This is a genomic window from Bifidobacterium catulorum, assembly GCF_003129925.1.
In the GTDB taxonomy this organism is placed as follows: Bacteria; Actinomycetota; Actinomycetes; order Actinomycetales; family Bifidobacteriaceae; genus Galliscardovia; species Galliscardovia catulorum.
This window is the reverse complement of record NZ_QFFN01000002.1, coordinates 1-24,739: the sequence shown is the minus strand read 5'-3', so window position 1 is coordinate 24,739 and position 24,739 is coordinate 1. Positions and strand designations below refer to the sequence as shown.

The 24,739-nt window shown below is 63.3% G+C and carries 14 protein-coding genes; 6 read left to right on the top strand and 8 right to left on the bottom strand.

Annotation, left to right across the window (positions count from 1 at the left end; translation table 11 throughout):
* Positions 1 to 29: 29 nt before the first annotated feature.
* From DF200_RS01270 to DF200_RS01260, 3 genes are all read left to right on the top strand, one after another.
* Complete coding sequence (locus tag DF200_RS01270; protein ID WP_109136496.1) at positions 30 to 1,034, top strand: zinc-dependent alcohol dehydrogenase family protein; 1,005 nt, start codon at positions 30 to 32, stop codon at positions 1,032 to 1,034.
* Positions 1,035 to 1,682: 648 nt separating this feature from the next.
* Positions 1,683 to 3,044 carry an MFS transporter gene (locus DF200_RS01265; RefSeq protein WP_109136495.1) on the top strand — a complete coding sequence of 454 codons (1,362 nt, stop codon included), beginning with the start codon at positions 1,683 to 1,685 and terminating at the stop codon, positions 3,042 to 3,044.
* A 94-nt stretch (positions 3,045 to 3,138) separates the two neighbouring features.
* Positions 3,139 to 3,546: a VOC family protein gene (locus tag DF200_RS01260; protein WP_241520076.1), complete on the top strand. Its 408-nt coding sequence runs from the start codon at positions 3,139 to 3,141 to the stop codon at positions 3,544 to 3,546.
* 260 nt (positions 3,547 to 3,806) lie between these two features.
* Here the strand turns inward: DF200_RS01260 and DF200_RS01255 are convergent, their stop codons facing one another.
* Complete coding sequence (locus DF200_RS01255; protein ID WP_146191975.1) at positions 3,807 to 5,120, bottom strand: hypothetical protein; 1,314 nt, start codon at positions 5,118 to 5,120, stop codon at positions 3,807 to 3,809.
* A gap of 101 nt (positions 5,121 to 5,221) precedes the next feature.
* Here DF200_RS01255 and DF200_RS01250 point away from each other — a divergent pair, with 101 nt between their 5' ends.
* Together DF200_RS01250 and DF200_RS01245 are read left to right on the top strand one after the other, a co-directional pair.
* Positions 5,222 to 5,947: a gamma-glutamyl-gamma-aminobutyrate hydrolase family protein gene (locus DF200_RS01250; RefSeq protein ID WP_158275740.1), complete on the top strand. Its 726-nt coding sequence runs from the start codon at positions 5,222 to 5,224 to the stop codon at positions 5,945 to 5,947.
* 234 nt (positions 5,948 to 6,181) lie between these two features.
* Positions 6,182 to 7,999 (top strand): AMP-dependent synthetase/ligase, encoded by a 1,818-nt coding sequence (locus DF200_RS01245; RefSeq protein ID WP_109136492.1) that lies wholly within the window; start codon positions 6,182 to 6,184, stop codon positions 7,997 to 7,999.
* A 299-nt stretch (positions 8,000 to 8,298) separates the two neighbouring features.
* Here DF200_RS01245 and DF200_RS01240 read toward each other — a convergent pair whose 3' ends face one another.
* The 6 genes from DF200_RS01240 to DF200_RS01215 all read right to left on the bottom strand — a co-directional run bounded on the left by DF200_RS01240 (position 8,299) and on the right by DF200_RS01215 (position 20,351).
* The gene (locus tag DF200_RS01240; RefSeq protein ID WP_109136491.1) at positions 8,299 to 13,074 is read right to left on the bottom strand and encodes a beta-L-arabinofuranosidase domain-containing protein; all 4,776 of its coding nucleotides are present in this window, start codon (positions 13,072 to 13,074) and stop codon (positions 8,299 to 8,301) included.
* A 250-nt stretch (positions 13,075 to 13,324) separates the two neighbouring features.
* Positions 13,325 to 14,275, bottom strand: coding sequence for a 5'-nucleotidase (locus tag DF200_RS01235; RefSeq protein ID WP_109136490.1), 951 nt, complete (start codon positions 14,273 to 14,275; stop codon positions 13,325 to 13,327).
* Between the two features lie 443 nt (positions 14,276 to 14,718).
* Positions 14,719 to 16,236 carry an L-arabinose isomerase gene (gene araA / locus DF200_RS01230; RefSeq protein ID WP_109136489.1) on the bottom strand — a complete coding sequence of 506 codons (1,518 nt, stop codon included), beginning with the start codon at positions 16,234 to 16,236 and terminating at the stop codon, positions 14,719 to 14,721.
* Positions 16,237 to 16,593: 357 nt separating this feature from the next.
* Positions 16,594 to 17,286 (bottom strand): L-ribulose-5-phosphate 4-epimerase, encoded by a 693-nt coding sequence (locus DF200_RS01225; RefSeq protein ID WP_109136488.1) that lies wholly within the window; start codon positions 17,284 to 17,286, stop codon positions 16,594 to 16,596.
* A gap of 89 nt (positions 17,287 to 17,375) precedes the next feature.
* A complete protein-coding gene (locus DF200_RS01220) occupies positions 17,376 to 19,007 on the bottom strand; it encodes a xylulokinase (protein WP_109136487.1) in 1,632 nt (543 codons plus the stop codon).
* A gap of 249 nt (positions 19,008 to 19,256) precedes the next feature.
* Positions 19,257 to 20,351 (bottom strand): LacI family DNA-binding transcriptional regulator, encoded by a 1,095-nt coding sequence (locus DF200_RS01215; protein WP_158275739.1) that lies wholly within the window; start codon positions 20,349 to 20,351, stop codon positions 19,257 to 19,259.
* A 470-nt stretch (positions 20,352 to 20,821) separates the two neighbouring features.
* Here DF200_RS01215 and DF200_RS01210 point away from each other — a divergent pair, with 470 nt between their 5' ends.
* Positions 20,822 to 21,763, top strand: coding sequence for an AEC family transporter (locus tag DF200_RS01210; protein WP_109136485.1), 942 nt, complete (start codon positions 20,822 to 20,824; stop codon positions 21,761 to 21,763).
* A 79-nt stretch (positions 21,764 to 21,842) separates the two neighbouring features.
* Here DF200_RS01210 and DF200_RS11070 read toward each other — a convergent pair whose 3' ends face one another.
* The gene (locus tag DF200_RS11070) at positions 21,843 to 24,374 is read right to left on the bottom strand and encodes an acyltransferase family protein (RefSeq protein WP_241520075.1); all 2,532 of its coding nucleotides are present in this window, start codon (positions 24,372 to 24,374) and stop codon (positions 21,843 to 21,845) included.
* Positions 24,375 to 24,739 lie beyond the last annotated feature (365 nt).

Sequence of the window (24,739 nt, the reverse complement as noted above, 5' to 3'; positions counted from 1 at the left end):
ACTTTGCAAAGATGGAAGGCAACACAATCATGAAGGCTCTCGTTCTCACCGGCGTCAAGCAGTTCGAAATCCAAGACCTGCCCACCCCCGAAATCGCGCCCGACGAGGTGCTCATCAACACCGCATACGCCGGCGTATGCGGCACCGACCACGACCTGTACGCCGGACGCCCCGGCTCCGCCGCCGCAGTGCCGCCGATCGTGCTCGGCCACGAGAACTCCGGCATCGTCGAGGCCATCGGCGACCAGGTCACCAACGTCAAGCCCGGCGACCGCGTGGCCGTCGACCCGAACATCTACTGCGGCCAGTGCGAGTTCTGCCTCACCCAGCGCCCCGAGCTGTGCGACCACCTCAGCGCCGTCGGCGTGACCCGCGACGGCGGACTCGCCGAACAGTTCACCGCCCCGGCCACCGTGGTCTACAAGCTGCCCGACAACGTAAGCCTCAAGGACGCCGCCGCCATCGAACCCGTCTCCTGCGCCGTGCACGGCCTCGACCTGCTCGACCTGCGCCCCTACCAGAAGGCGCTCGTGATCGGCGACGGATTCATGGGCCATATCTTCGCCCAGCTGCTGCTGGCATACGGCGTGCACCAGGTGGACCTCGCCGGCATCTTCGACGACAAGCTCGCCCGCAACAAGGAGCTCTTCGGCGTCACCGAGACCTTCAACACCACCCGCGAGCAGATCCCCGCCGACGCCTACGACGTCGTCATCGAGGCCGTCGGACTCCCGACGACGCAGGCGCAGGCCGTCGCCGCCACCAAGAAGGGCGCCCAGGTGCTCATGTTCGGCGTCGGCCCGCAGGAGGCGCACTTCGAGATGAACACCTACGACATCTACAAGAAGCAGCTCACCATCCAGGGCTCCTTCATCAACCCGCTCACCTTCAAGGACGCCATCGCCCTCGTATCCACCGGCAAGATGAACATCGGCGCGCTCATCAGCCACGAGATCGGACTCGAACAGGTTCAGGACTTCCTCGACGGCAAGTTCACGGGCGTCTCCAAGGCCGTAGTGAAGGTCGGCGAGTAGGGTTCGCTCCTCCCCGAATCGCTGCGGGGGAGGTGCGTTTCGCGATACACTCAAGGCCGTTCGGCCGCCGTTTCGGTGTCTGCTTGGCAAAGCCTAGCAGACACCTCCACTAGCCTACGATCGCAAAACGCACCTCCCCCTCCGCTCAGTTCCGAGCAAACACCCGGCCTCACTCCGGGGGTTGTTTTGCTAAGCATAACAACCCCCTCCATTGCTTACGGTCCGGCGACACACACCCTCCCCTCCCGCCTTGGAGCAAATACCCGGCCTAAGAGGGTACAGGGCAACTCGCCCCCTGGAGTCCAGGGGGAGCTGTCAGTCGCAGGCTGACTGAGGGGGCCGGAGCGAACACCCGGCCTCAAGGGTACAGAGCAACTCGGCTCCCCCTAGAGTCCAGGGGAGCACCCCAGCAACCGGCCGACCACGCCTCCCGCATCTCGGCTCCCCCTGGGGTCCAGGGGGAGCTGTCAGCCGCAGGCTGACTGAGGGGGTCCCTTGAAAAGCAAACACCCGATCTGAGCACCCACCCCAACGAGGCCGAACGGCCTTGAGTATGTCAAGCATCATGCATCGGCCGCACATCCACGCACCATACCAAGCAATCACCATCCCGCAATGAGGCGGGCATGACAACCAAGAGAGACAACAATGATCAGGCTTTTTGAGAAATTCGGCATTCCGCGCACACTGCTGCTCGGATTCCTCGCGGTCGCCATCTTCATGACCGGCGACGGCTTCGAACTCACCTTCCTCTCCAAATACATGGTCGACCAGGGCTTCACCGCCTCGCAGGCGTCGCTGCTCGTCACCGTCTACGGCCTGTTCGCAGCGCTCGGCGGATGGACCGCCGGCGTGCTCGCCGAGATGTTCGGCGCCCGGCGAGTGATGATGTTCGGCGCATGCTGGTGGATCGGCGTGCATCTGGTATTCCTCGGACTCGCCCTGCCCAGCGGCGTCTACCCGTTCATCCTCGCCGTCTACGCGGTGCGCGGCATCGGCTACCCGCTGTTCATCTACAGCTTCGTCGTGCTCATGGCGCAGTACATCCCGCCGGCCAGGCTCGCGAGCGCCACCGGCTTCTTCTGGACGTGCTTCTCGTTGGGCATCGGCGTGTTCGGCGCCTATCTGCCGAGCTTCATCATGCCGCATTTCGGCGAATACACGACGTTCTGGTTCGCCATGCCGTTCTCCATCCTCGGCACGGTCATGTGCTTCCTGTGCGTGCCGAAGAACAAGGTGGTCAAGGGCGACGGCCTGAGCACCAGGGAGAAGCTGCGCGAACTCAGCGACGGCGCCACGATCCTGGTCACGAACCGCAAGATCCTCATCTGCGCGGTCATCCGCATCATCAACAACCTGCTGCTGTACGGCTTCCCGGTCATCATGCCGCTGTATCTGTGCACCACGAAGTACGGGGGCATCAACATCTTCAGGACCGAGGAATGGATGCGCATCTGGGGATTCGTGTTCGTGGTCACGCTGATATTCAACACGTTCTGGGGCTGGTTCATGGACCGCTACGGCTGGATCTGGCCGATGCGCTGGTTCGGCTGCGGCGTGCTGGCCGTCGGATCGGTGCTGTTCTACTACATGCCGCGCTGGTTCGGGCCGAACGCGCTGATGATGATCGTCGCCTCCATCGTGGTGGGCATCGGCACGTGCGCGTTCTCCTGCCTGCCCACGGTCATGACGCTTGAGGCGCCCGACAAGCAGGGCGCGGCCCTCTCCGCCTACAATCTCGCCGCCGGACTGACCACGTTCGTCGGTCCCGGCATCGCCACGGTGCTGCTGCCCGTCATCGGCATCGAAGGCATCTGCTGGACGTATGCGGCGCTGTATGTAGTGGCGCTGCTGCTTACGTTCACGCTGCACCCGAAGCAGCCCGGCTTCGACGACAGGGGCCGTCGCCTCCCCGGTGCCAGGACCATAGGCGACGCGCTTGAGGAGGAGTCCGGTCAGGGCATCACCCTCGTCGCCTCGGCCTCGACGCCGGCCTCCGCCAAGGCCTGACACGTCACCGCGCCCCGACCGCACCCATCGGAATCATCCAGTTCCGTATAATCCGAATCATCCCCGAATCATCCCACGCAAAGGAGCATCACCCATGACCGCATCGACCAAGCCCATGACCGCGTTCACCACCGACCTCCAGCACTCCGGCATGCCCGCCAACGACCTCGACGAAACCATCGAGTTCTACACGAAGAAGCTCGGCTTCGAACTGGCCGGCCTGTTCCACAACGGCGAGAACCGCTGCGCGTTCCTGCGCTATGGCCATCTGACCATCGAGACCTGGGAGGGCGACCCCGCCCCGATGGAGACCGGCGCCATCAACCACTGGGCGTTCGACACGCCGGACATCGAGGCCGCGTTCGCCAACGCCAAGGCGCTCAGCCTGCGTCTCAAGGACACCGAGATCCAGTCCATCCCCTCGTTCTGGAGCAACGGCATCCGCTACTTCAACGTCTATGGACCGAACAACGAGACCATCGAATTCTGCCAGATCGTGTGAGCGTGAATCCGATCCGCTCTTTTCGGCGTATTCCAATGAGCGAATCGGATTTCATGCACGAACGTGGCCCGGGGCAACACGCATTCCCCCGGGCCACGTTCCTTTTTTCAAAGAAAGCGGCCTCCGTCTGTTCCCTGTCATCTGTTCCCTGCCGCGAAGATCCGGCACGGCTCACATGGCCCGGCGCACGCCCCAAAACCGGCACAGCCCCCTCCTTCCGCCAACATCTGGAACAACGGAACGGGAGGTAGACCGAATCGCTATCGTATGACCAGATACATCAGCATGGCGACGACGATGACCACCAATCCCACCGCCATCACCGTCACTAATCCCGCGCGGATGCCGAACAGGCGACCCCGTTTCGGCGCCTTCGGATCCACGGCGCGGCCGCTTTCCAGCAACGACGAGAACGCGCCGAACGCCACCAGCAGCGACCCCATGAGAATGAGCACCATGAGGGCGCGCGTGGGGAACGCGAGTCCGTCGCCGAGCTGTATGGACGCGATGACGAACGAGATGATGCCGGCGAAGAAGCCGATGAATTCGAGCATGTCGATGCGTTCGTTGTCGAAACGCCGCCCAAGCTCGTCCATCTTGTCGTCGAGTTCGCGGGCGCGCGCCCGTTGCGCGTCCTGCGCATCGTCGATGACGGACGACAGCGAGCGCATGTTCGACAGCATGTTGCACGTGTTGCGCGCGTCGAAGATCTCGTTCATCTCGGTCACGTACGTGCTGTCCTTGATGGTCTTGCGGGCCTCGGCTGCGTTGCCGCCGTCATCGTCCCTGTTGCCGCCGCCGTTCGCCGCGTCCCGCGATTCCTGCCACGCGTTGTACCGCGCGTTCTCCAGATCGACGGCCTGCGAGAACTCGCCCTGCGCCTCGGCGTACCGTCCCAGACAGGCCAGTATGCGCCCATGGCTCACATGGAAGATGGGGTGCCAGTCCTCCCGAGGACGTTTGTCGAACGCCGCGAGCAGCCGGTTCAGCGCCGCCGTGTCGTCGTCCTCCGGCATCTGCCGGCCGGACGAAATCAGCTCGCGTTCCACGCGGTCGAGGATCTGCTCGGTGTACGTGTTGAGGAATCCGATATGGTCGGGCGCGATGTCGAGCGCCCGCCGCGACGCCTGTTCGGCTCGCGCCTCGTCGCCGCCGTAGAGGTGGAACATCGACAACGCGTACTGGTACAGCGAGAACCCGCCGAGGCATACGCGCATCAGCGGCACGAACCGCCCCCAATAGCGCAGCCGCCGCTCGGCGTCGAACTCGCAGCGATGGAACCATTCGAAGGCGATGAAGAACGGCACCAGCAGCGCGACGTCGCCCCGATGACGGGCGCTGACGTCGAGCACGGAATCACTGATGTCGATGGCGTCGGCGAGGTCGAAGACCTCGCGCTCGACGACGTCCTCGCGCAGATAGCGTTCAAAGAGGGGATCGTCGGGCGAAACGCCGGCGAGATGGCCATAGACGGCACGAAGCCTGTCGACGACGGCGTCGGACACGGGGAAATCGGAGCCGGCGAGCTCATCCAGCAACGCATCGGCACCGGGGAATGCGGATTCGTCGGCCATGTTCGGGACCTCCATTCTCGACTTCCCATGATCGCGACCCATATAATCGCAATTGTCATTCAGTGTATCGCCGCAAACGCGGCCAGGGAAAGGCGGCGACGATGAAACCGGTCGTGGCGTTGATGATGCAGTATTCGGAAACCGTGCCCGGGGCGTTCGACATCGACCCCGGATATCTGCGGCTGCTGGAGTTCGCCGGCGCGAACGTGCTGACCGTGGACCCCTCCGACGATGACGACTACCTCATGGCCATGCTCGACCGCGCGGACGGTCTGCTGATCCCCGGCGGCAACGACATCGATCCGGCGTTATACGGCGGCGTGGCGTTGCCCGGCATGGACGAGCCCGTGCCGTTGCGCGACCATGCCGAAGCGACGCTGCTGCGCGCCGCATACGAACGTCACATGCCCTATCTCGGCATCTGCCGCGGATTGCAGATGATGTGCGTGCTGGCAGGCGGCGATCTGTACCAGCAGATCTCGCATGACGTGCCCGGCGCGTTGGATCATTGGCAGAAGACGCCGTTCGCCGAGCCGTCGCATGACGTGCGCATTCTTCCCGGCACGCCCCTGCATCGCATCCTCGGCCGGGAGTCGCTGCCGGTCAACAGCGTGCATCACCAAGCCGTGCACAAGGCCGGCGATGGCGTGGAGATTCAGGCGACGGCACCGGACGGCGTCATCGAGGCCGTCTATCGGCCCGATCGCGCGTTCTTCATGGGCGTGCAATGGCATCCCGAACAGACGCCGTCCGACGAACCGAGCGGGCGTCTCGCCCGCGCGTTCGCGGCGGCATGCGACGAATACCGTCAGTCGTCGAAATCATGACGCATCGTCCGTCTTGCAGCCCCGCACGACGTTGCAGCCCATACATTGTTGTAGCCCCGTACAACGTCGTGCGGGGAAGTTGATATGGCGGGACAATGCGGCGGGGAACGCTTGACCGTACCATGGAAACGTACCAACGTACCTTGGAAACGTACCCTTGAATCGGATTATGGAGCCGGATCATGGAATCCGGCAGTGGGATCGACGCACGCATATACACAGGATCGAGGATCAATGAAGGAATATACGGAGCCCGGGACCATCGAGGTCGCCGACGACGAGACGCTGTATTCACTGCTCACCGAACGCATCGCCCGTACCGGCGAAGACACCGTGATCGCCAGCCGTAAGACGGGCCCAGGCACATGGGCGAACATCACCGCCGGCGAATTCCATCGTCTGGTATTGGCTTGCGCCAAGGGATTCATGGCCTTCGGGGTGCGCAAGGGCGACGCGGTGACGCTGTTCTCCGCAACCCGCTGGGAATGGGGCGTGCTGGACTTCGCGCTGGCCGCCATCGGCGCGGTGAACGTGCCGATCTACGACACCGACTCCGCCGCACAGGCCAAACGAATCCTCAACGACTCCGATGTGAGGATCGCCATCGCCGACGACAAGGAACGCTTCGACCGGCTGCACTCGGTCAAGGACGAATGCCCCGAACTGCAGCGCATACTCATGCTCGACGCGAACGCGCTCGGGGCGTTGGAGGGCCTTGGCGTCGCCGTGAGCGACGAGGAGCTGCAGGCGCGCATCGACTCGGTGCATGCCGACGACCTGGCGACGATCGTGTACACGTCCGGCTCGACGGGGGCGCCGAAGGGCGCGGAGCTGACGCACCGCAACTTCCTGTCGATCGTGCGCGCGGGATTCATCTGCATGAAGGAGATGATCTGCGACGGGCATCCGCGGCTGCTGCTGTTCCTGCCGCTCGCCCACTGCTTCGCCCGGTACATCCAATACTGTTCGATCGGCTCCGACGACGGCGTGGTCGGCTACCTGCCCGACACGCATTCGCTGCTGCCCGATCTGCGATCGTTCCGCCCGACGTATCTGCTGGGCGTGCCGCGCGTATTCGAGAAGGTGTACAACGCGGCCTCGCGCAAGGCCGGCATGGGTATGAAGGGGCGTCTGTTCGCCAAGGCCGCCGAGGCCGCGCGCGACTGGTCCCGCACCGCACAGGAAGGGCGGCGGCACACGCTGCGGCAGATCTCGGAGCACGCGATGTACGAGTCGGCGGTCTACCGCACGGTGCGCGGCGCATTGGGGCCGAACATCAAGTACGTGGCGTGCGGCGGCGCGCCTCTGAACCCCGATCTTGCGCACTTCTTCGCCGGCATCGGGCTGCCGATGATCCAGGGATACGGCATGACGGAGACGGCGGCACCGTTCACGGTGACGCGTGTGGACGACAACCGCATCGGCACGGTGGGACGCTGCGCACCCGGTTCCTCGGTGCGGATCTCCGACGAGGGCGAGGTGCAGGTCAAGGGCGCGAACGTGTTCCGCGGCTACCACAACCTGCCGGAGAAGACTGCGGAGGCGTTCACGGAGGACGGATGGCTGCGCACCGGCGACCTGGGTTCGCTCGACGACGACGGTACATTGACGATCACCGGCCGCGCCAAGGACATCATCATCACCGCCGGCGGCAAGAACGTCTCCCCCATCCCTATGGAGGCGACGATCAACGAATGCCCGATCGTGGACCATGCGGTGGTCGTGGGCGATGGGCGGCCGTTCATCGCGGCGTTGGTGACGCTGGATGCCGAGGGACTGGCCGCGTGGCTGCCGGCGCATGGGCTGCCGGCCTCCACGCCGATCGCCGACCTTGTGGACAACACGATGGTGCGCAACGAGATCCAGGTGTATGTGGACCGGGCGAACGCGCAGGTCTCCCGCGCCGAGTCGGTGCGCAAGTTCGTGATCCTCGACGACCGGTTCACGCAGGACAACGGCTGCATGACGCCGTCGCTCAAGGTGGTGCGGCCCAAGGTGCTGAGCGTGTTCGCCGACGTCATCGACCGCGAGGTGTACGAGGGCAAGCGGTAGGCTGCGGGCGCGGTGCGGTGCACGGACAGCGTATGAACGGCACGCTGCGTGTTGGACTTGGCTTCACGTGCTGGACTTCGCGCTACGTGCTGGACCCCGAAAACCACGATTGTTGAAATTGCAACGATTCCGTTCCCGTCACACAACGCAACATCCAACACACAGTACGAAGTACAACACACAACGCAACATCCAACACACAACGCAAAGTCCGGCACGTAGTGGGATAACCACGTGCCGGACTTGTGGCATAGGGGCTTATCGTATCGTCTGACATGTATCAGGCAATACGATGCCCGTCAGACGCGACGACGCCTGGTCAGGATGACGCCGACGCCGGCGAGGGCCAGGGCGATGAAGGCGATGACGCCCACCGCCACACCGGTCTTGCTCAACGAGCCGGACCGCTTCTGCTCATTGCCGCCATACTGGCCGTCGGTGGCAGAGGCATCTGCGTCGGAGGTTCCGTTGTCGCCCGTCGAGGCACCGCCGTTACCACCGTTGCCGTTGCCTGAATCGCTCGGTCCGGGCGTCGGCTTCGGCCGTTCGCTGGAACCGTTCGCCTTCAGAGCCTCGCGTGCGGCGGTCAGGCCGTTCAGCGCGGTCGTCACCTGCTCGGGGGTGGAGTTCGGATCGCCCAGGGTCTTCTCCGCCGTGGCGAGCGCATCGGCATACGTCTTCCACGTCTTCGCCGTGTAGTCCTTCTCAGCCAGCTTCTCGGCCTTGACCTTGTCGATGGCGTCCTTAAGCGGCTTGCGCTGCTCGTCGGTCGCGGGCTTGTTCGGTTCCGTCTTGGCGGCGACGGTGATCTCCAGTGTTCCGGAGGTCTTGGATCCGTCGTTGGCGGTGGCGGTGACCGTGGCCTTGCCTGCCTTGAGCGCCGTCACCGTGCCGTCCGCCGCCACGGAAAGCACCGATTCGTCGGAGCTGGACCATGTGACGGTCGGATCGGTGGCGTTCTCCGGCTCGACCTTCACGCCCAGTTTCGTGGTGTCGCCTACGGTCAGCTCGGTCTTGCCCGAAACCGTTACCTTGGTCACGGGCACCGTGGTCGGCTTCTCGACCGGGGTCACATTGGCCATGGCGTCCTTGAGGGCCGCAGTGGCCTCGGTGACCTTGGCCTGGGTGGCGCCAGCGTCCGCGACCAGAGCCTCCGCATCGGAGATCGCCGACTGCAGCGTCTTCCATGCGTCGTCCTGCTTGTAGTCGTCGGCCTTGTACCCCTTGGCCTCCTTCAACGAGGATTCCAGGGCGGTCTTGTCGACGGCCGCGGTTCCGGCCACCTTCGTCCAGGTGACCATGCCGGTGGAATTGCTGGCGGTCACGTAGGTCTCACCGTCGCTGCGGTTGTTGGTCGCGTAGAACGGGATGGCCTGGATGCTGATGTCCTGCGACGAAGTGCCGTCCACGTACTTGGCCTTGCCGGTGATGACCATGGTCTTGCTGGCCTCCATGCCGGAGATCAGCTCGCGGTATTCGGCCTTGAGCGTGTTCTTCTGGTCGCGCTGCAGCTGGATCTTGCGCGGGTCGAAGTTGGCGATGCCCGAGTTGAGCTGCTTGTTGCCGGCCTTCTCCATGGAGAAGACGAGCGGGCCTCGCTCGATGACGGCCTTGCCCTGCTGGTCGGCGACCTTCTCGTTGCCTTCGGTCAGCTTGATCTCCATCGGGAAGCCGAGCTTGATGACGTCGCCCTTCTTCCATTCACGGTCGATGCTCACGTAGCCCTTGACGGCCTTGGCGGAGATCTTCTGCCCGTTGACGGTGATGGTCGGCGTCTCGTCGGCCTGACCCTTGAGCCAGCTGGGGATGCGCACCTTGAAGGTGAACTGCTTGGCCTGCTCGGGGTTCACGGTCATCTCGATGTTGCCGTCGTTCGGGTAGGAGGTCTTCTGCGTGACGCCGACCTTGGTGCCGTTGACGTTGATGTTCGCCTGGCTGCCGATGTACATGTTCACGAACACGTCATCGCCGTGCGTGGTGTACATGTACTCCGACAGGCGTGCCAGCGTACGCATGAGGTTCGGCGGGCAGCAGGCGCAGGCGAACCAGCTGGAACGTCCGAGCGTGCCCCCGTTCTTGGTGGGCAGTTCGAGCCTGTTGGCGTAGTAGAAGCGGTCGCCGGTCATGTTCACGCCGTCGAGGATGGCGTTGTACATGGCGCGCTCCACCACGTCGGCATACTTGGCGTCCTCATGCACGAGGTTCATGCGCAGATTCCAGTTCGCCAGGGCGATGGAAGCGCAGATCTCCGCATAGGAGTCATTGCTGGGCAGCTCGTAGTCGGCGCCGAAGTCCTCGCCATGGCTGGCCACGCCGATCGATCCGGTGACATACATCTTGCGGTTGGCCACGGAATCCCATACGGCGTCGAGCGCGTCGAGATACTGCTTCTCCGTGTCGCCGCCGACGAGCCTGGCCACGTCGGTCGCGCCCGCGTACAGGTAGTTGGCGCGCACGGCATGGCCGACGGCGTCCTTCTCCTGGGTGAACGGCAGCTTGTCCTGCGAGTATTCGCGCTGGCCGGGCGTGTAGCCGTCGTACTGGCTGTCGCGCAGCTTCGGGTCCTCGCCTCGGCGGTCGATGAGGGTCTGGGCGGTCTTGACGTACTTGTCGCCGGCGCCGACGCCCTCATGCTGTTCCACGAGTTCGGAGAACTTGGCGAGCGCCAGTTCGATCTCCTCGTGTCCGGGCACTTCGTGACGCTTGCCGTTGGGTCCGAACAGGGTCACGATCTCGTCGGCGTAGCGCTTGGCCGCCACGTAGAGGCTGTAATCGGGCTTGCCGATGCCTTCGCGGTAGCGGGTGTATGCCACGGCCGATTCGATGAAGTGGCCGGCGTTGTACATCTCGTGGTTGTTGAAGTTCCTCCAGCGATGGGTGCCGGGGGCACGTCCGCCGGCGTAGTCGGAGGACCGCAACGTGAAGTGGGTGTTGATGTATCCGTCGGCGTACTGCACCTGCTGGATCAGTTTGACCCATTCGGCCACCTTGGCCTCAAGCTTGGCCTTTTCGGCCACCACGTCGGGATCGGTGTCGCCGTCCATGGCGGCGAGCGTGTAGCTGATGGCCTCAAGCGACTTGTAGATGTCGGAGTCCTGGAACACGTAGCCCTTGAACGCCGAGTATTCCTCGCCGTTGAGCTTCTTGACGGCGTTCTTGAAGTTCGGCTCTCCGCCGCTGGCCTCCTCGATGTGGCCGATGGAGACCTCCAGCGACTTCATCATGTTGACCTTCTGTTTGGGACTCCAGAAGTCGTCGGTGAGCTTCACGTTCTCGAACGTGACGGACTGGTTCGCCGTGGATGCCGCGGCCTTCTTGTTCACCGTCACCTTGGCTTTGGCGGGGAACGCCACGCCGCTCACCGTCACGGTGCCGTTCACCTCGAAGGTCTTGCCTACCTGGTCGGCGGCGTACTTCGCGGCGTCGACCTTGTCCCACGTTACGGGCATGAGCTTGGCGTTGAACGTCTCGCCGAAGTCGTATGAGACGGTTTTCTGGCCGGTGTTGTGCGTCGACGGTGTCGGATCGTCGAACTGGATGCCGTTGACGACGACCGTGTTCGGCAGGATCGGTGCGACGCCGGCCACGGTGGACGTCGTGTACGTGTCGACGCCGGTGACCTCCTCGACGGTGACGGGGAAGCTGGCGTGGCGCACCTCGCCGGTCTTCTTGTCGGTGATGGCCACCTTGACGGTGCCTTCGCCCTTCTTCGCGCCTGCGACGGTGACCTTCTCGGCGTCGGCGCCGGCGATGATCTTCAGGGCGTCGCCGTCAACACTCCACTGGTAGGAGAAATTGCCGTTGTAGTCGGCGGGCAACGGGGACGCGGTGTAGGCGGCGTTCTCGCCGTTGACGATCTTGCTCTTGCCGGAGATCTTGCCGGCGACGAATTCGTTGGAAACGGTGGTGCCGTACACCTCCCATTCGCCGATGCCGATGCCGGTCTTGGTGTCCGTCCCGGCCGGACGGTCGACCATCAGACGAATCTTCGTGGTCTTGATCGGGTTCTTGGCGTCGATGGCCACGCCGTTCCAGACGCGGTTGTCGCCGTTGAACTTGCCTGCGGTGGATTTCACGCCAACCGAGTCCACGGTTGCGCCGGCATCGTCGATCATGCCGGTGACATCGGTCCATTGATCGGTTTTGTGGTCGTAGTACTGGAGTTTGGCGTTTGACGGGTATTGCACGCCGCCACCGTCGGCCCACCACATGACTCGCATGCTCTGGATGTTGCGGGGCTCGTTCCATTGCAGTTCCACGGGCTGCGGATATTCGAGGTCACCGTCGTTCTTCCACGTGTTCCACGAGGTGTCGCTCTTGCCGGCGAGCGCCCGGTTGGTGATGTTGGCCGCACTGGTGCCGGAGTTCGTATAGTTCACGTTCACCGTGGCTTCGGGCGCGATGTTCTTGCCTTCCGCGATGCCGGGCTGATAGTCGGCGGACTGGGCGCCGTAAGCCTCCCATTCGCTGATGCCGATGCCGTTCTTGCCGGTGCCGTTGCGTTCGATCTGCATACGAAGGGCGGTCGTTTCGATGTCGCCGTCGAACAGCACCTCGTTCCAGTACTTGTTGGCACCGTTGAGGCCGTTGCCGTCGCTGGTGTCGTATTTGACGCCCATCTGGTCGGTGGACTTGCCGTCCTCGTCCTTCATGTTGGTGAGCTTGACCCACTGGCCATCGTCATTGAGGTATTCGATGACTACGGACTTGGGGAACGTCACGCTGTCCGCGCCCTGGATGTCGTTGCTGTCGGCCCACCAGACCACGCGGGAGCCTTCAAGTCTCTGCTTGCTGTTCCACGTGAGCTGTACTTTCGTGGGATAGTTCACCGAGCTTTGCGACCAGGTGTTCCACGACGTGGCGGCGGCACCGGCCATATATCCGTCGTTGACGTTGGACACCGGGGTGTTTTCCTTTTCGGCACTCGCCTTGGCGTAGATGGCCAGATTGGTCAGGTTCTTGCCCACCCAATCGACCGCGGCCTGCGCCGGCGTGACCGAGAACAGCATCGCCAGACTGACGACCAGCCCGACGGCCGCGCTCAGCGCACGACTGTTTCGTATGTGTTTTACCACTTTTTCTCCTTACTTCCCCATAAGAGAAAACCCGCACATCATCGTGGGATGTTGTTGCGAACGTTAACCTCCACTTATCGTTAGCGTTAACATGAAATTATAACAAAACGGCATACGCAACACGCAATATCACATGGAAAATACCGAAAAAAGAGAAAGATATGCGAAAATGTTTCGTACTGGTGCGACGAGCATGATATTTGATGGGGGCTCAACAACACCCAATGCCACCCAACGTCACCCAGCGCCCTTATGCGGCGGCATCGTCGTTGCGTATGCCGAAGGGGATATGCACGGCGGGAATCCGCAACGCCGGGTTCTCCAGATTGGCGAGCTGATCGTCGAAGAAGATGTGCGGCTGCACCTCGTTGAGGAACGGGGTCTTGTTGAGCCCGCCGAGGAAGAACGCCTCGTCGACGGCCAGCCCCTTCTCCTCCAACGTGCGAATGGCGCGTTCGTGCGCGGGCGCACTTCGGGCGGTCACGAGATACACGCGCAACGACGGCTTGTGTTCGGCGGTGCTGTCCCGCGCGGCGCTTTGCAACCGGTTCAGCCCTTTGAGCAGCTGTTCGAGCGGCCCGTTTTCGAGAGGCCGGTCGGCGTTCATCATCTCGTGTTCGCCGTATCGTTTGGTCGCATGTTCGGGGTCGGACTCCTGCACCTGCCGGAACAGCCGTTCGGAGGAGTCGCCGGCGAGCACGCCGTCGAAGTCGAACGCCACGCGCAGTTCGTCGTCGTCGGCGATATGATGCCCGTTGAACGGCAGCACAAGACCGGCTGGCAGTCCTTTCTCCACGGCGTTCTTGACCTCGTCCGCGTTGGCGGAGAGGAACAGCGCCATGTTGAATTCGCGCATCAGCGGGAACGTGGACGCTCCCCCACGGAACACGGCCCGCGTAATGGCCAGATTGTAGTGACGGATGCTGTTCATGATGCGCAATCCGGTCCGTGGACTGTTGCGCGACAATACGACGACCTCCACGCCTTCGTCGGGATCGTCGAACAGTTGGTTGAATTTCAGCAGGCGCGAGACGAACGGGAATGCGGTTCCTGGCTCAAGGGGGTCGTCGACATGGCTTTGCTGATATTGTTCGTACGGCCCGACGCCGTCACGGTCGTAGATGCCATTGGCCTCTTCGAGGTCAAACAACGCACGCGACGATACGCCGATGACCAGCGCCTTGCGTGACAGATCGGCCATGGCAATCCCCCATTCCCTATTACCGCGTATTTTCCCCTGATCGTCGATTACCGTCATTGTACGCGAAATCATGCGCGAAGGCACCGCCGCGCGATATGCACGGGCGGTGCCTTCGAAGGGTGGCGGCCGGAATCGGGGGCGCCAGGCCATCGTCACCATATTGCGTGCCGGACTTCGGCTTATATGACGGACTTCGGCTTGCGTGACGGACTTTGCCCCATGTTGCGTGTTGGACTTGGCCTTACGTGCTGGACTTACAGCTACGTGTTGGACCGCAAAAAACACAATCGTTGACATTGCAACGATTGTGTTCCCATCACACAACGAAAAGTCCAACACGCAATACGATCCGCGCGGGATATAAAAAACTTCGTGTGCGATGGAAGACGAAGACGTATCAGAGTACGTCGAGCCTCCCATCGCATACGAAGTCGTTCTGTCAATCAGTGACGGTTGTTGAGACGGTGGTACATCTCGGACAGCTCCAGCTCCTTCTCGAACTGGCGGGCGGTGGTCTTGTCGTCGATGACGGCGAGTTCGACGCCGGCGATGCGGGCGAAGTCCTCCCAAGCCTCACGACCGACGGAGGTGGTCATGCAGGTGTGGTGGGAACCGCCGGCGGTGATCCAGCACTGAACGGCGGTCTTGAGGTCGGGCTGCGGCTTCCAGACGGCGCGGGCGCACGGGAGCTCCTTGAGGGAGCCCTGCGGCTCGACGACGTCGACGACGTCCATGAGCAGGCGGAAGCGCTCGCGCTCGTCGGCCATGGAGACGACGACGGCATCCTTCTTGGGGGCGCCGGAGAAGACAAGGCGAACCGGGTCGGCCTTGCCACCGATGCCGAGCGGGTGGATTTCGAGCTTCGGCTTGGCGATGGTGCCGATGGACGGGGAAACCTCAAGCATGTGGGAGCCCATGTCGAGCTCGTTGCCTTCAGTGAAGTTGTAGGAGTAGTCCTCCATGAGGGAGGCGCCACCTTCAAGGCCGTAGCCCATGACGGCGCCGATGCGCACGAGGACGGCGGTCTTCCAGTCGCCTTCGGCGGAGAAGCCCCAGCCGTACTCGGACGGGAAGCGCTGCGGGCCGACGCCAGGCAGCTGCGGGAGGGCGCCGAGGTCTTCGAAGTTGTCGACACCGGCGGTGCAGCCGTTGGCACGCATCATGTTGACCATGGCGGCCTCTTCCTTGGCGGCGATGAAGAGGGAGTCGTACTTGGCGTCGAGGAGGGCCGGGTCGACGTCGTACTTGGCCTTGTAGTCCTCGATGATTTCCTTTACCTGGTCGTCCTTGACGGCGTCGTAGGCGGCGACGAGCTCGTTGACGGCCCAGGTGTTGATGGAGGCGCCGAAGACGCGCTCGGCTTCGGTCTTGTCGCCTTCGGTGACGGCGACGTTGCGCATGTTGTCGCCCCAGCGCATGACCTTCATGTTGTTGGAGGCGTCCCAACCGGCGCAGGCGCGGGCCCAGGTGCCGACCTTCTCGGCGACTTCCGGATCGGTGTAGTGGCCGACGACGATCTTGCGCGGGATGCCGAGACGGGAGACGATGTAGCCGAACTCACGGTCGCCGTGGGCGGCCTGGTTCAGGTTCATGAAGTCCATGTCGATGGTCTCCCACGGAATCTCCTTGTGGTGCTGGGTGGCCAGCTGCAGCAGCGGCTTGGTGAGCACTTCGAGACCGCGGATCCACATCTTGGCCGGGGAGAAGGTGTGGCACCAGGTGATCACGCCGATGACGTTGGGGTTGGCGGAGGCTTCGACCATGAATTCCTTGACGCCGTCGGAGGACTTCAGGGTGGGCTTGAGGACGATCTTGGCCGGAATCTTGCCGGTCTTGTTGAGGTAGTCGACCATTTCGCCGGAGTGGATGGCGACCTGACGGAGGGCTTCCTCACCATAGAGGTCCTGCGAGCCGACGCCGAACCAGATTTCCTTGCCCTCGAAGGGGTTTTCGAATGCCATAATTGGCTCCTTTTGTGTTGTTGATTACTTCATTGTGGAAGTATTGTTGCTGCTGCCGGTCTGACGCGCATGCCATAAGACGTACAGAGGGAAGAGACGTTGCGACCTCTCCCTCAGACCCGCCCGCGGCGGGCCAGCTCCCTCCTCAGAGGGAGCCGAGGGGCCGCGCCGAAGACGGTGCGTACCGCTGGTCTGATGCGTGTGTCATCAAGGCGCGGACAACGAAGGCGTACAAAGGTACGTCGAGTTGTCCGCAACGCATACCGCTGGTCTGATGCGTGTGTCATCAAGGCGCGGACAACGAAGGCGTACAAAAGTACGTCGAGTTGTCCGCAACGCAGATGACACTCCATCAGATCAGTGCTGGCCGTAGACGTTGGTGTAGCGGTCGTTAAGCTTCGCAATGTCCTCGTCGCTGATGGGGATGATGTCGCCGAGCTGCTTGGCGGCCCACATGGTGTGGGCGACTTCTTCGGTCATGGCAGCGGCCTTGACTGCGGCTTCAGCATCCTTGCCGATGGTGAAGGGGCCGTGGTTCTGCATGAGGACGGCCGGGGACTTCGGGTACTTCTTCAGCGTTTCGACGACGCCTTCGCCGATGGCTTCGGAACCGATGAGACGGAACGGGCCGACGGGCACGGGGCCGCCGAACTCGTCGCCCATCATGGTCAGGCCGCAGGGAATGTCCTGACCGGTGGCGGCCCATGCGGTGGCGTAGGTGGAGTGGGTGTGCACGACGCCGTACACGTCGGGCATGTGGCGGTAGATGTAGGCGTGCGAGGCGGTGTCGGAGCTGGGGGCTTCGGCACCGTCGACCACGTTGCCGTCGAGGTCGGTGACGACCATGGAGCTCGGGGTCAGGTATTCGTAGCGCAGGCCCGACGGCTTGATGACCATGAGGTCGGCGGTGTGCAGACGCTGCGACACGTTGCCGGCGGTCCAGACGACGAGGTTCCACTTGATGAGCTGCTCGTGCAGGGCGGCGACGACCTCGCGGACCTGCTTGACTTCGGCGCGGACTTCGGGACCGTAATCAGCCAACGTAGCCATGATTATTTCCTTTCGATTATTGCTGACATTTCATCGGCTTCCCCGGCGGGGAAGCCGTAAACCTGTATTCGTGTATTCGCGCTTGCGGACTATTTGCTTTCGAGGTCGATGTTGCGCACGGCGCTCTTCTCGATGGCGAGTCCGGCCTGGAAGCGGGCGAAGAAGTCCTCGAAGCCTTCGACGTCCTTCGGGTCGGGCGTCTCGGTGACGGACTGGGCATCCTTGAAGACTCGCTGGTCGAGGTATTCGTCGAGCGGCCACGGGGTGTGCCACAGGTAGTCGGCGAGCACGGCCATGCCCCAGGCGCCGCCTTCGGCCGCGGTGGTCATCACCTTGATGGGGGTGTCGAACGCGGCGGCGAGGATCTTCTGGGCGACCTTCGGGGTGGTGAAGATGCCGCCGTGGCCCACGAGGGAGTCCACCTTGACCTCTTCATCCTTGGTCATGACGTCCATGCCGATCTTGACGGGGCTGAATGCGCTGAACAGCTGGGCGCGCATGAAGTTCGCGAGGTTCATGCGGGCCTCGGGGCTACGGGCGAAGAGCGGGCGGCCTTCTTCGAGTCCGGCGAGGAATTCGCCGGAGCGGAACGGGTAGTTGAGGAGTCCGCCGGCATTGGCGTCGGCCTGATCGCTGATGGCGAGACGGAACAAGGTGCCGTAGAGGGCACCGGTGTTGACGGGCTGGTCGATGGCCTTCGCGAATTCGCCGAAGAGGCCGACCCATGCGTTGAGATCGGAGGTGAAGTTGTTGGCGTGGCTCATGCCCGCGAGGTCGCCGGCCGGGGTGGTGACGAGGTCAACCTCGGGGTGCAGCCGGGCGAGCTTCTTCTCAAGGACGACCATGGCGAAGATGGAGGTTCCGGCGGAGACGTTGCCGGTGCGCACGCGCACGGAGTTGGTGGCGACCATGCCGGTTCCGGCGTCGCCTTCCGGCGGAGCGAGCACGATGCCGGGCTGGAGCTTACCGGACGGGTCGAGCAGCTTGGCGCCTTCGGCGGTGAGTTCGCCGGCGGGCGTACCGGCGACGAGCGGCTCGGGGAGCAGGTCCTCGATCTTCCACGGCTGGGCCGCGACTTCGGGCAGTGCGGAGAACTTGGCAAGCAGTTCCTTCTCCCAGGTGTGGGTGGTGGGGTCGATTGGGAACATGCCGGAGGCGTCTCCCACGCCCAGCACCTTCTTGCCGGTGAGCTTCCAGTGCACGTAGCCGGCGAGCGTGGTGAAGTAGGCGACCTTGCCTACGTGTTCTTCCTTGTTGAGCACGGCCTGGTAAAGATGCGCGATGCTCCAGCGTTCGGGGATGTTGTACTGGAACAGGTCGGAGAGCTTGAGGTGGGCTTCGTGGGTGTTGGTGTTCTGCCAGGTGCGGAACGGCACGAGCAGTTCGCCGTCCTTGTCGAAGGCGAGGTAGCCGTGCATCATGGCGGAGAAGCCGATGTGGCCCACACGGGTCAGCTCGATGCCGTAGGCCTGGTTGACGTCCCATGCCATGGCACCGTAGGCGCTCTGCAGACCCTTCCAGATCTCTTCGATGGAATAGCTCCACAGACCGTCTTCGAGATGGCTGGCCCACTGGTAATCGCCGGAGGCGATGGTGTTGTAGTTATCGTCGATCAGCACGGCCTTGATTCGGGTCGAGCCGAATTCGATGCCCAGCGATGTCTTTCCCCCGCGAATCTTTTCGACGATTCCCGAGATGTCCATGTCAGAGGCGTCGCTCATGTATCTGCTCCTTATATTCGATCACTATGTGATTCCAACGTCGTCGTTGCTCCCACGCCATAAATCCCCGGCGGAAGGATGCCGGGAGCCTATGGATTGAGAACGCTCACATTCCATTACCTATATTACAGTCCGCCACGCCGGAGTCGCAACACAACTCGATAACAAAATCACGACATTGTCGGCGTTTCGTTGCCGAAATCCGGGAATGCGCACCTCATATGCGACATATTCCCGAGCCGGCGCGAATCATCGCCCGGGTACGGCGCTTGAATCACGCACGATGAGCGGCGCGGCGATCGAGGCCACGCCGTGCAGCTTCGGCAGGTCCACCTTGTCGGCGGGGGTGCCGAGCAGCGAGAACAGCACGTCCATGGCGGCCACGCCGAGGGCTGCGAAGTCGGGGTGGATGGTGGTCAGCGGCGGCATGAGGTTGTCGGCGCCGGACATGTCGTCGTATCCCACGAGGCTTACGTCGCCCGGCACGTCGAAGCCGTGCTCGCCGAGCGAACGCCGCACGCCGATGGCATGTAGGTCGTTGGCCGTCACGATCGCCGTAGGCAATTGCGACTTCGGGTCGTCCAACGTGGCAAGATAACGTTCGAAGCATTCGTACGCCGACTGCGCGGACCAATCATCCACGGCTATCGTCCGCGATTCGATGCCGCGCGCGGCGCTCTCCGCCTCCCAGGCGGCCCGTCGCGTCACGGCGTCGCGCCAGTCGTGCGGCCCGGACAGATACAACGCCCTGCGGTGGCCGAGACCGGCGAGATGCTCCGCGACGTCCCGCAGCGCCGACCACTGGTCGATGCCCAGACAGGCGATGGTCGGATCCTTGGCCACGATGGCCTCGATGTCGATGTCGGACGATCCATGCGAAGCGGTGAGCACGATGCGCGGCGCCTTGAGACGGGCGCTCAGCGCGGCTTCGACCATCGGCTCGGTGGGCGCGACGAACACGAACGCCTCCACGCCCTGGTCGAGGCACGAGTTCGCCACCTCCTCGAACGCCTCCTGCGTGTACTCGTGGTCGTTCATCATCGCGATGGACACATACAGGCCATGCTTGCGGGCCATGGATTCGATGGTCGAGATGGTGGAAAGGGGGCCATGATAGCTCATGCCGGCGGCGATCAGCGCGATCGTGCGCGTACGCTGCGTGGCGAGCGCGCGGGCGGCGCTCGACGGGCGGTACCCCAGCTCGTCGATGGTGGCCTGCACCTTCGCGCGAGTGGCGACGGACACGTTGGGCGAATGGTTGATCACGCGGGAGACGGTCTGATGGGAGACCCCCGCGGCACGGGCCACGTCGAAAATGGACACGCGTTTGCTGGGCATGGTCATGTAACCTCCGAAACTCGCCGCAAGCGCCACGTCCGAAACGTCCGACGATACTGCTGTCGGCCTGCCGTCCGGCATCGGATGCGCGTCGACGTGCATCGTTCTACGTCGTATGCACATCACATGGGTGAACGCTAACGGTTTCTAACGTTCCATCGTAACCGAATTATTACCGCGACGAGGCCGGCACGCGGAATCATCGCCGTGAATTTGCCGCTTTTTCATCCGACGCCCCCGATTCACACCTCGTATTCCCGCGGATGCGGCCTATAATCCGCTTTCCGCGGGAAAACACACGTCCGACGAGGAATGAGGCGACGTCGGGAAATACGCGTCGTCGGGAATACAGGCGGCGTCGCGGAATTCCGCGCCGCCGGGGAATCCTTCCACGTAACGATAACGAGGACGTCATCATACATATAGTGTGGCAGTATGGTGACGCGCGTACCGGCGCATCGAACGAAGGGAGCAGCATGCCAGGCCTGTTAAGCGCGATGGAGGGGTTCTGCGTCATCGGCATCGTCATCGCGGTGGGGTACATCGCCGCCCGGATGCATATCGGCGGCCCCCAGGGGCAGATGGTCCTCAACCGCTTCAGCTTCTTCGTCTCCAGCCCGTGCCTCATGTTCGCCATCCTGTCGAAGGAGCCGATCTTCGAGATCTTCCATTCGTCGATCATCGTGGCGTTCTTCTCGGCGGCGATCGTGGGACTGCTGTTCGTCGTGCTGAACCGCATGTTCTTTCACATGGGCGCGGCCGACACGACGATCGGCGCGCTGAATTCGCTGTATCTCAACTCCAACAACATCGGCCTGCCGATCGCCACCTATATTCTCGGCAACCCGGCGTTGGTCGCGCCGATCCTGGTGATGCAGCAGGCCATCTTCACGCCCGTGGGCCTGACCGTCCTCGACGTGACGACCAAGGGCAAGGTGTCGCTCAAGGAGATCGCGAAGCAGCCGCTGCACCAGCCGCTGCTCATCGGTTCGCTGCTGGGCATCGCGCTGTCGGCCGTGAACGCCTGGACCGGCTGGTTCCTGCCGAACTTCCTGTTCGACCCGATCAAGATGATCGGCGACTCCGCGGTGCCGATGATCCTCATGGCGTTCGGCATGTCGCTGCACGGCACCAAGCCCATGCAGCAGAAGTCGTCGAGGCCGGCGATCCTCACCGTGGCGGTCCTGAAGAACATCGTGATGCCGGTGGTCGCGTTCCTGCTCGCCTACTTCGTGATGGGCTTCCGCGGCGCCACGCTGTACGCCTGCGTGGTGCTCGCCGCCCTGCCGACCGGGCAGAACGTGTACAACTACGCGGCGCGGTACAACGTGGGCCTCACGTTCGCGCGCGACGGCATTCTGCTGTCGACGATGACGTCGCCGATCTTCATCGCCGTGATTGCCGCGCTGCTGAGCTGAGCCGGGCAAGCCGAGCCGGACCGGACTGGGCAAGCCGGACTGGGCTGGGCAAGCCGGGCCGAGCCGGGCCGAACGGATGTTATCGGCCGCAGATGGCCTGCCGCAGCATGGTCGCATACGCCTCGGCGCCGGTGATGCCGGGATGGATGCCGTCCTCGCCGAAGTATTCGCTGTGCCCCTCGCTGTAGCCATGCCAGTCGATGATGCCGACATTGGGGTTCTTCGCGGCGGCGGCGCGCAGCATCTTGTTGTTGTTCGTCTCCTGCCACGGATACGGCATGCGGATGGTCACGAAGAACGTGGGCTTGCCGCCGGTCGTGTCGATGAGCTTCTGCACCTCCTGCTCGTTTTCGATGATGCCGTTGGTGCCGAGACCGAAGATGACGACGCTGCCCTGATGCCCGGCGGCCACGTCGGTGCGGTAGATGCCCTCCGCCTCGGGCATCTGACGGTTCGGCTTGCCGTCGATGTAGCCGTTGGGGAACGTCTCGCGGATAAAGTCCGACGTGCCGGAGGTCACGGAGTCGCCGACCATCATGATGTCGGCGCTGCAGCTCTGCGTGGCCGCGTCATAGTGGTATTTGGAGATGTCGAAGTTGTTCGGCACCTTCTCGGCCTTGGACTTGACGGTCGGGGTCTTCTTCGTGGCAGCCGGCTTGGGCGTGGTCTTTTTGGGCTTGGGCTTGGGACGCGGCTTGAGCGGCGTGCCGGGCTCGGCCTCCTGGGCGAGGGCCGGGTTCAGCTGGATGGCGCGGGACCGGGCGACCTGCGCCCAATTGACCGGCGCCCAGGTGAGGGCGATGACGGTGATGACGCCGAGTACCGACATGATCCATGCACCGGGACGAAGGCCGGAGTCGCGTATGATGCGAAGAAGCGAGCGTCGGCCGGCAGCGGATGAATCATGATCCGAACCGGCTGCGGCCGCGGCGGCCCGCGCCGCCTCGCCGGGGTCTGGCCGCATGGGGTACGGCTTGTCTTCGCCCTTGGGCATGGCCACCTTGATGACGTTGAGGTCGGTGTCCTCGTCGCTTTCGAATTCGGAAAGCGCCGCGCCGAGATCCTCGGACGATCGCGCCTCCTCGAATTCCTCGACGGCGTGGAGATTGCGCTGCGGCAGTCCGTGGGCCTCGACGACGCTGGATCCGTTGCCGATGAACACGGGCGCGGCGTTCGGGTCGTCCGGCTTCCGCGGGGTAGATGCGGCATCGACGGCGACATTGACGGCGGCGGCCGAGGAGCTTTCCGCCACGCGCGGCCCGTCGCCTTGCGCGACGTTGCCGACGTCGTGACCGTCATGTCCCTGGTTGTCGCGGCCTGCGTCGGAACGACGTTTGCGTGCGGCCTCGACCAGTTGGTGGAACACCTCACCCACGACAAGGATGACGGCGATCTGTATGACCCATCCCCACCAGGGCAGCTCCTCGGTGCGGGTGGCCGGATTCATGATCTGCAGCAGCGGATAGTGCACGAGATACAGGCTGAACGACCGTGAGCCGATATAGCGCAGCGGCCGGCATCCGAGGATCTTCGCCCAGACGGCGTCGTTGTTCACGGCGCAGGCCAGCATGATCAGCGACACGATGGCGGCGACGAGATATCCGCCCTGATACATGTACGGCAGGTAGCCGTTGGCGAACCAGAATCCGGCGAGCAGCGCCGCGAGCGCCATCGCGCCGAAGACATCGGCGAGGATGACGCCGACGTTGCGTTTCGACGCCGGCCGGGCGTCGGTCGTGGAGGAAGGCATCGGCGCAGCCGGAACCGCAGGGACGTCGGCGGCCGCAGGCGAGCCGGCGCCGGGCATGGGCACGGACGGCAGACCGTCGACGGTCTTCGACGGCATCGGCACCGAAGACGGCATCGGCACCGCCGGGACGGGGACCACGGCGGAAATGGTGGTGGACGCGGCGGAGGATGCCTTCGGCGTCATCCATATGGCCAGCAACGCTCCGGCGGCGAGTTCGGCGAGACGGGTGTCGAGGCCGTAGTACACGCGTGACGTGCTCGCCGGGTCGAACATCAGATACATCGCCGTGGACGACGCGGCCATGATGGCGACGACGATCACGGAACGGACCCATTTGGATTTCACGATTTTGCCGATCGCCAGCATGATCAGCGGCCATAGGATATAGAACTGCATGGTGACGCCGAGGAACCACAGATGGGTCAGCGGGGACGGCAGACCCGCGGCCTGGAAATACGGGACCTTGCGGAAGATGTACACCCAGTTGCTGGCGAACAGGGCGCTGGGCAGGGTGTCGGAGACGACCTTCTGCAGCAGGCTCGGCGCAAACAGCCATACGAGCGCCGGCGTCACGACGAGGGTGGCGAGCACCGGGGGCCAGATTCGTTTGACGCGTTTGACCAGATACCGTCCGTATCCGAACGTGCCTGTGGAATCCACGGCGTTCAATACGGTTCGCGTGGTCAGGAACCCGGTGACGGCGAAGAACATCGTCACGCCGATGAATCCGCCCTGCAATAGGGACGGGCGCGTATGGAACGCGATCACGCCGATGATCGCCAATGCCCTGATGCCATCGATGCCGGCGAAATGCACGTGCCCCGCCGATTGCGGCGCGGTCTTCTCTCCGTTTTCACTCACAGGCTACAGCTTACCCCCGCAAGTGCGTATCCGTGCATACGAACGATGAACTTTATCCTCGTCCGTCGTCGACCCCCACCCTCCTACCAAAAACTCCCCAAGGAGAGCCAATCAAACAACCGTTCCATCCAAAAGACTCCCCTCCCCGAGGGAGCGAATCAAACGACCGTTCCATCCAATCGGCTCCCCTCCCTGAGGGGAGCTGTCGGCAAAGCCGACTGAGGGGAGAACACGTGAACGTGAACTCACCCCACACGACTCCCCTCAGACCGCCTACGGCGGCCAGCTCCCCTCGATCCCGAGGGGAGCCAACCAAATGATCCAATCGGCCCCCTCCCCAAGGAGAGCCAATCAAACAACCGGTC

Bases quoted from the DNA above. Each gene is read 5' to 3' on its own strand.
- DF200_RS01220 (WP_109136487.1), bottom strand. From the start codon at position 19,007: ATGAGCGACGCCTCTGACATGGACATCTCGGGAATCGTCGAAAAGATT.
- DF200_RS01255 (WP_146191975.1), bottom strand. From the start codon at position 5,120: ATGGCCGACGAATCCGCATTCCCCGGTGCCGATGCGTTGCTGGATGAG.
- DF200_RS01270 (WP_109136496.1), top strand. From the start codon at position 30: ATGAAGGCTCTCGTTCTCACCGGCGTCAAGCAGTTCGAAATCCAAGAC.
- DF200_RS01225 (WP_109136488.1), bottom strand. From the start codon at position 17,286: ATGGCTACGTTGGCTGATTACGGTCCCGAAGTCCGCGCCGAAGTCAAG.
- DF200_RS01210 (WP_109136485.1), top strand. From the start codon at position 20,822: ATGCCAGGCCTGTTAAGCGCGATGGAGGGGTTCTGCGTCATCGGCATC.
- DF200_RS01250 (WP_158275740.1), top strand. From the start codon at position 5,222: ATGAAACCGGTCGTGGCGTTGATGATGCAGTATTCGGAAACCGTGCCC.
- araA (WP_109136489.1), bottom strand. From the start codon at position 16,236: ATGGCATTCGAAAACCCCTTCGAGGGCAAGGAAATCTGGTTCGGCGTC.
- DF200_RS01215 (WP_158275739.1), bottom strand. From the start codon at position 20,351: ATGACCATGCCCAGCAAACGCGTGTCCATTTTCGACGTGGCCCGTGCC.
- DF200_RS01235 (WP_109136490.1), bottom strand. From the start codon at position 14,275: ATGGCCGATCTGTCACGCAAGGCGCTGGTCATCGGCGTATCGTCGCGT.
- DF200_RS01260 (WP_241520076.1), top strand. From the start codon at position 3,139: ATGACCGCATCGACCAAGCCCATGACCGCGTTCACCACCGACCTCCAG.
- DF200_RS01265 (WP_109136495.1), top strand. From the start codon at position 1,683: ATGATCAGGCTTTTTGAGAAATTCGGCATTCCGCGCACACTGCTGCTC.
- DF200_RS01245 (WP_109136492.1), top strand. From the start codon at position 6,182: ATGAAGGAATATACGGAGCCCGGGACCATCGAGGTCGCCGACGACGAG.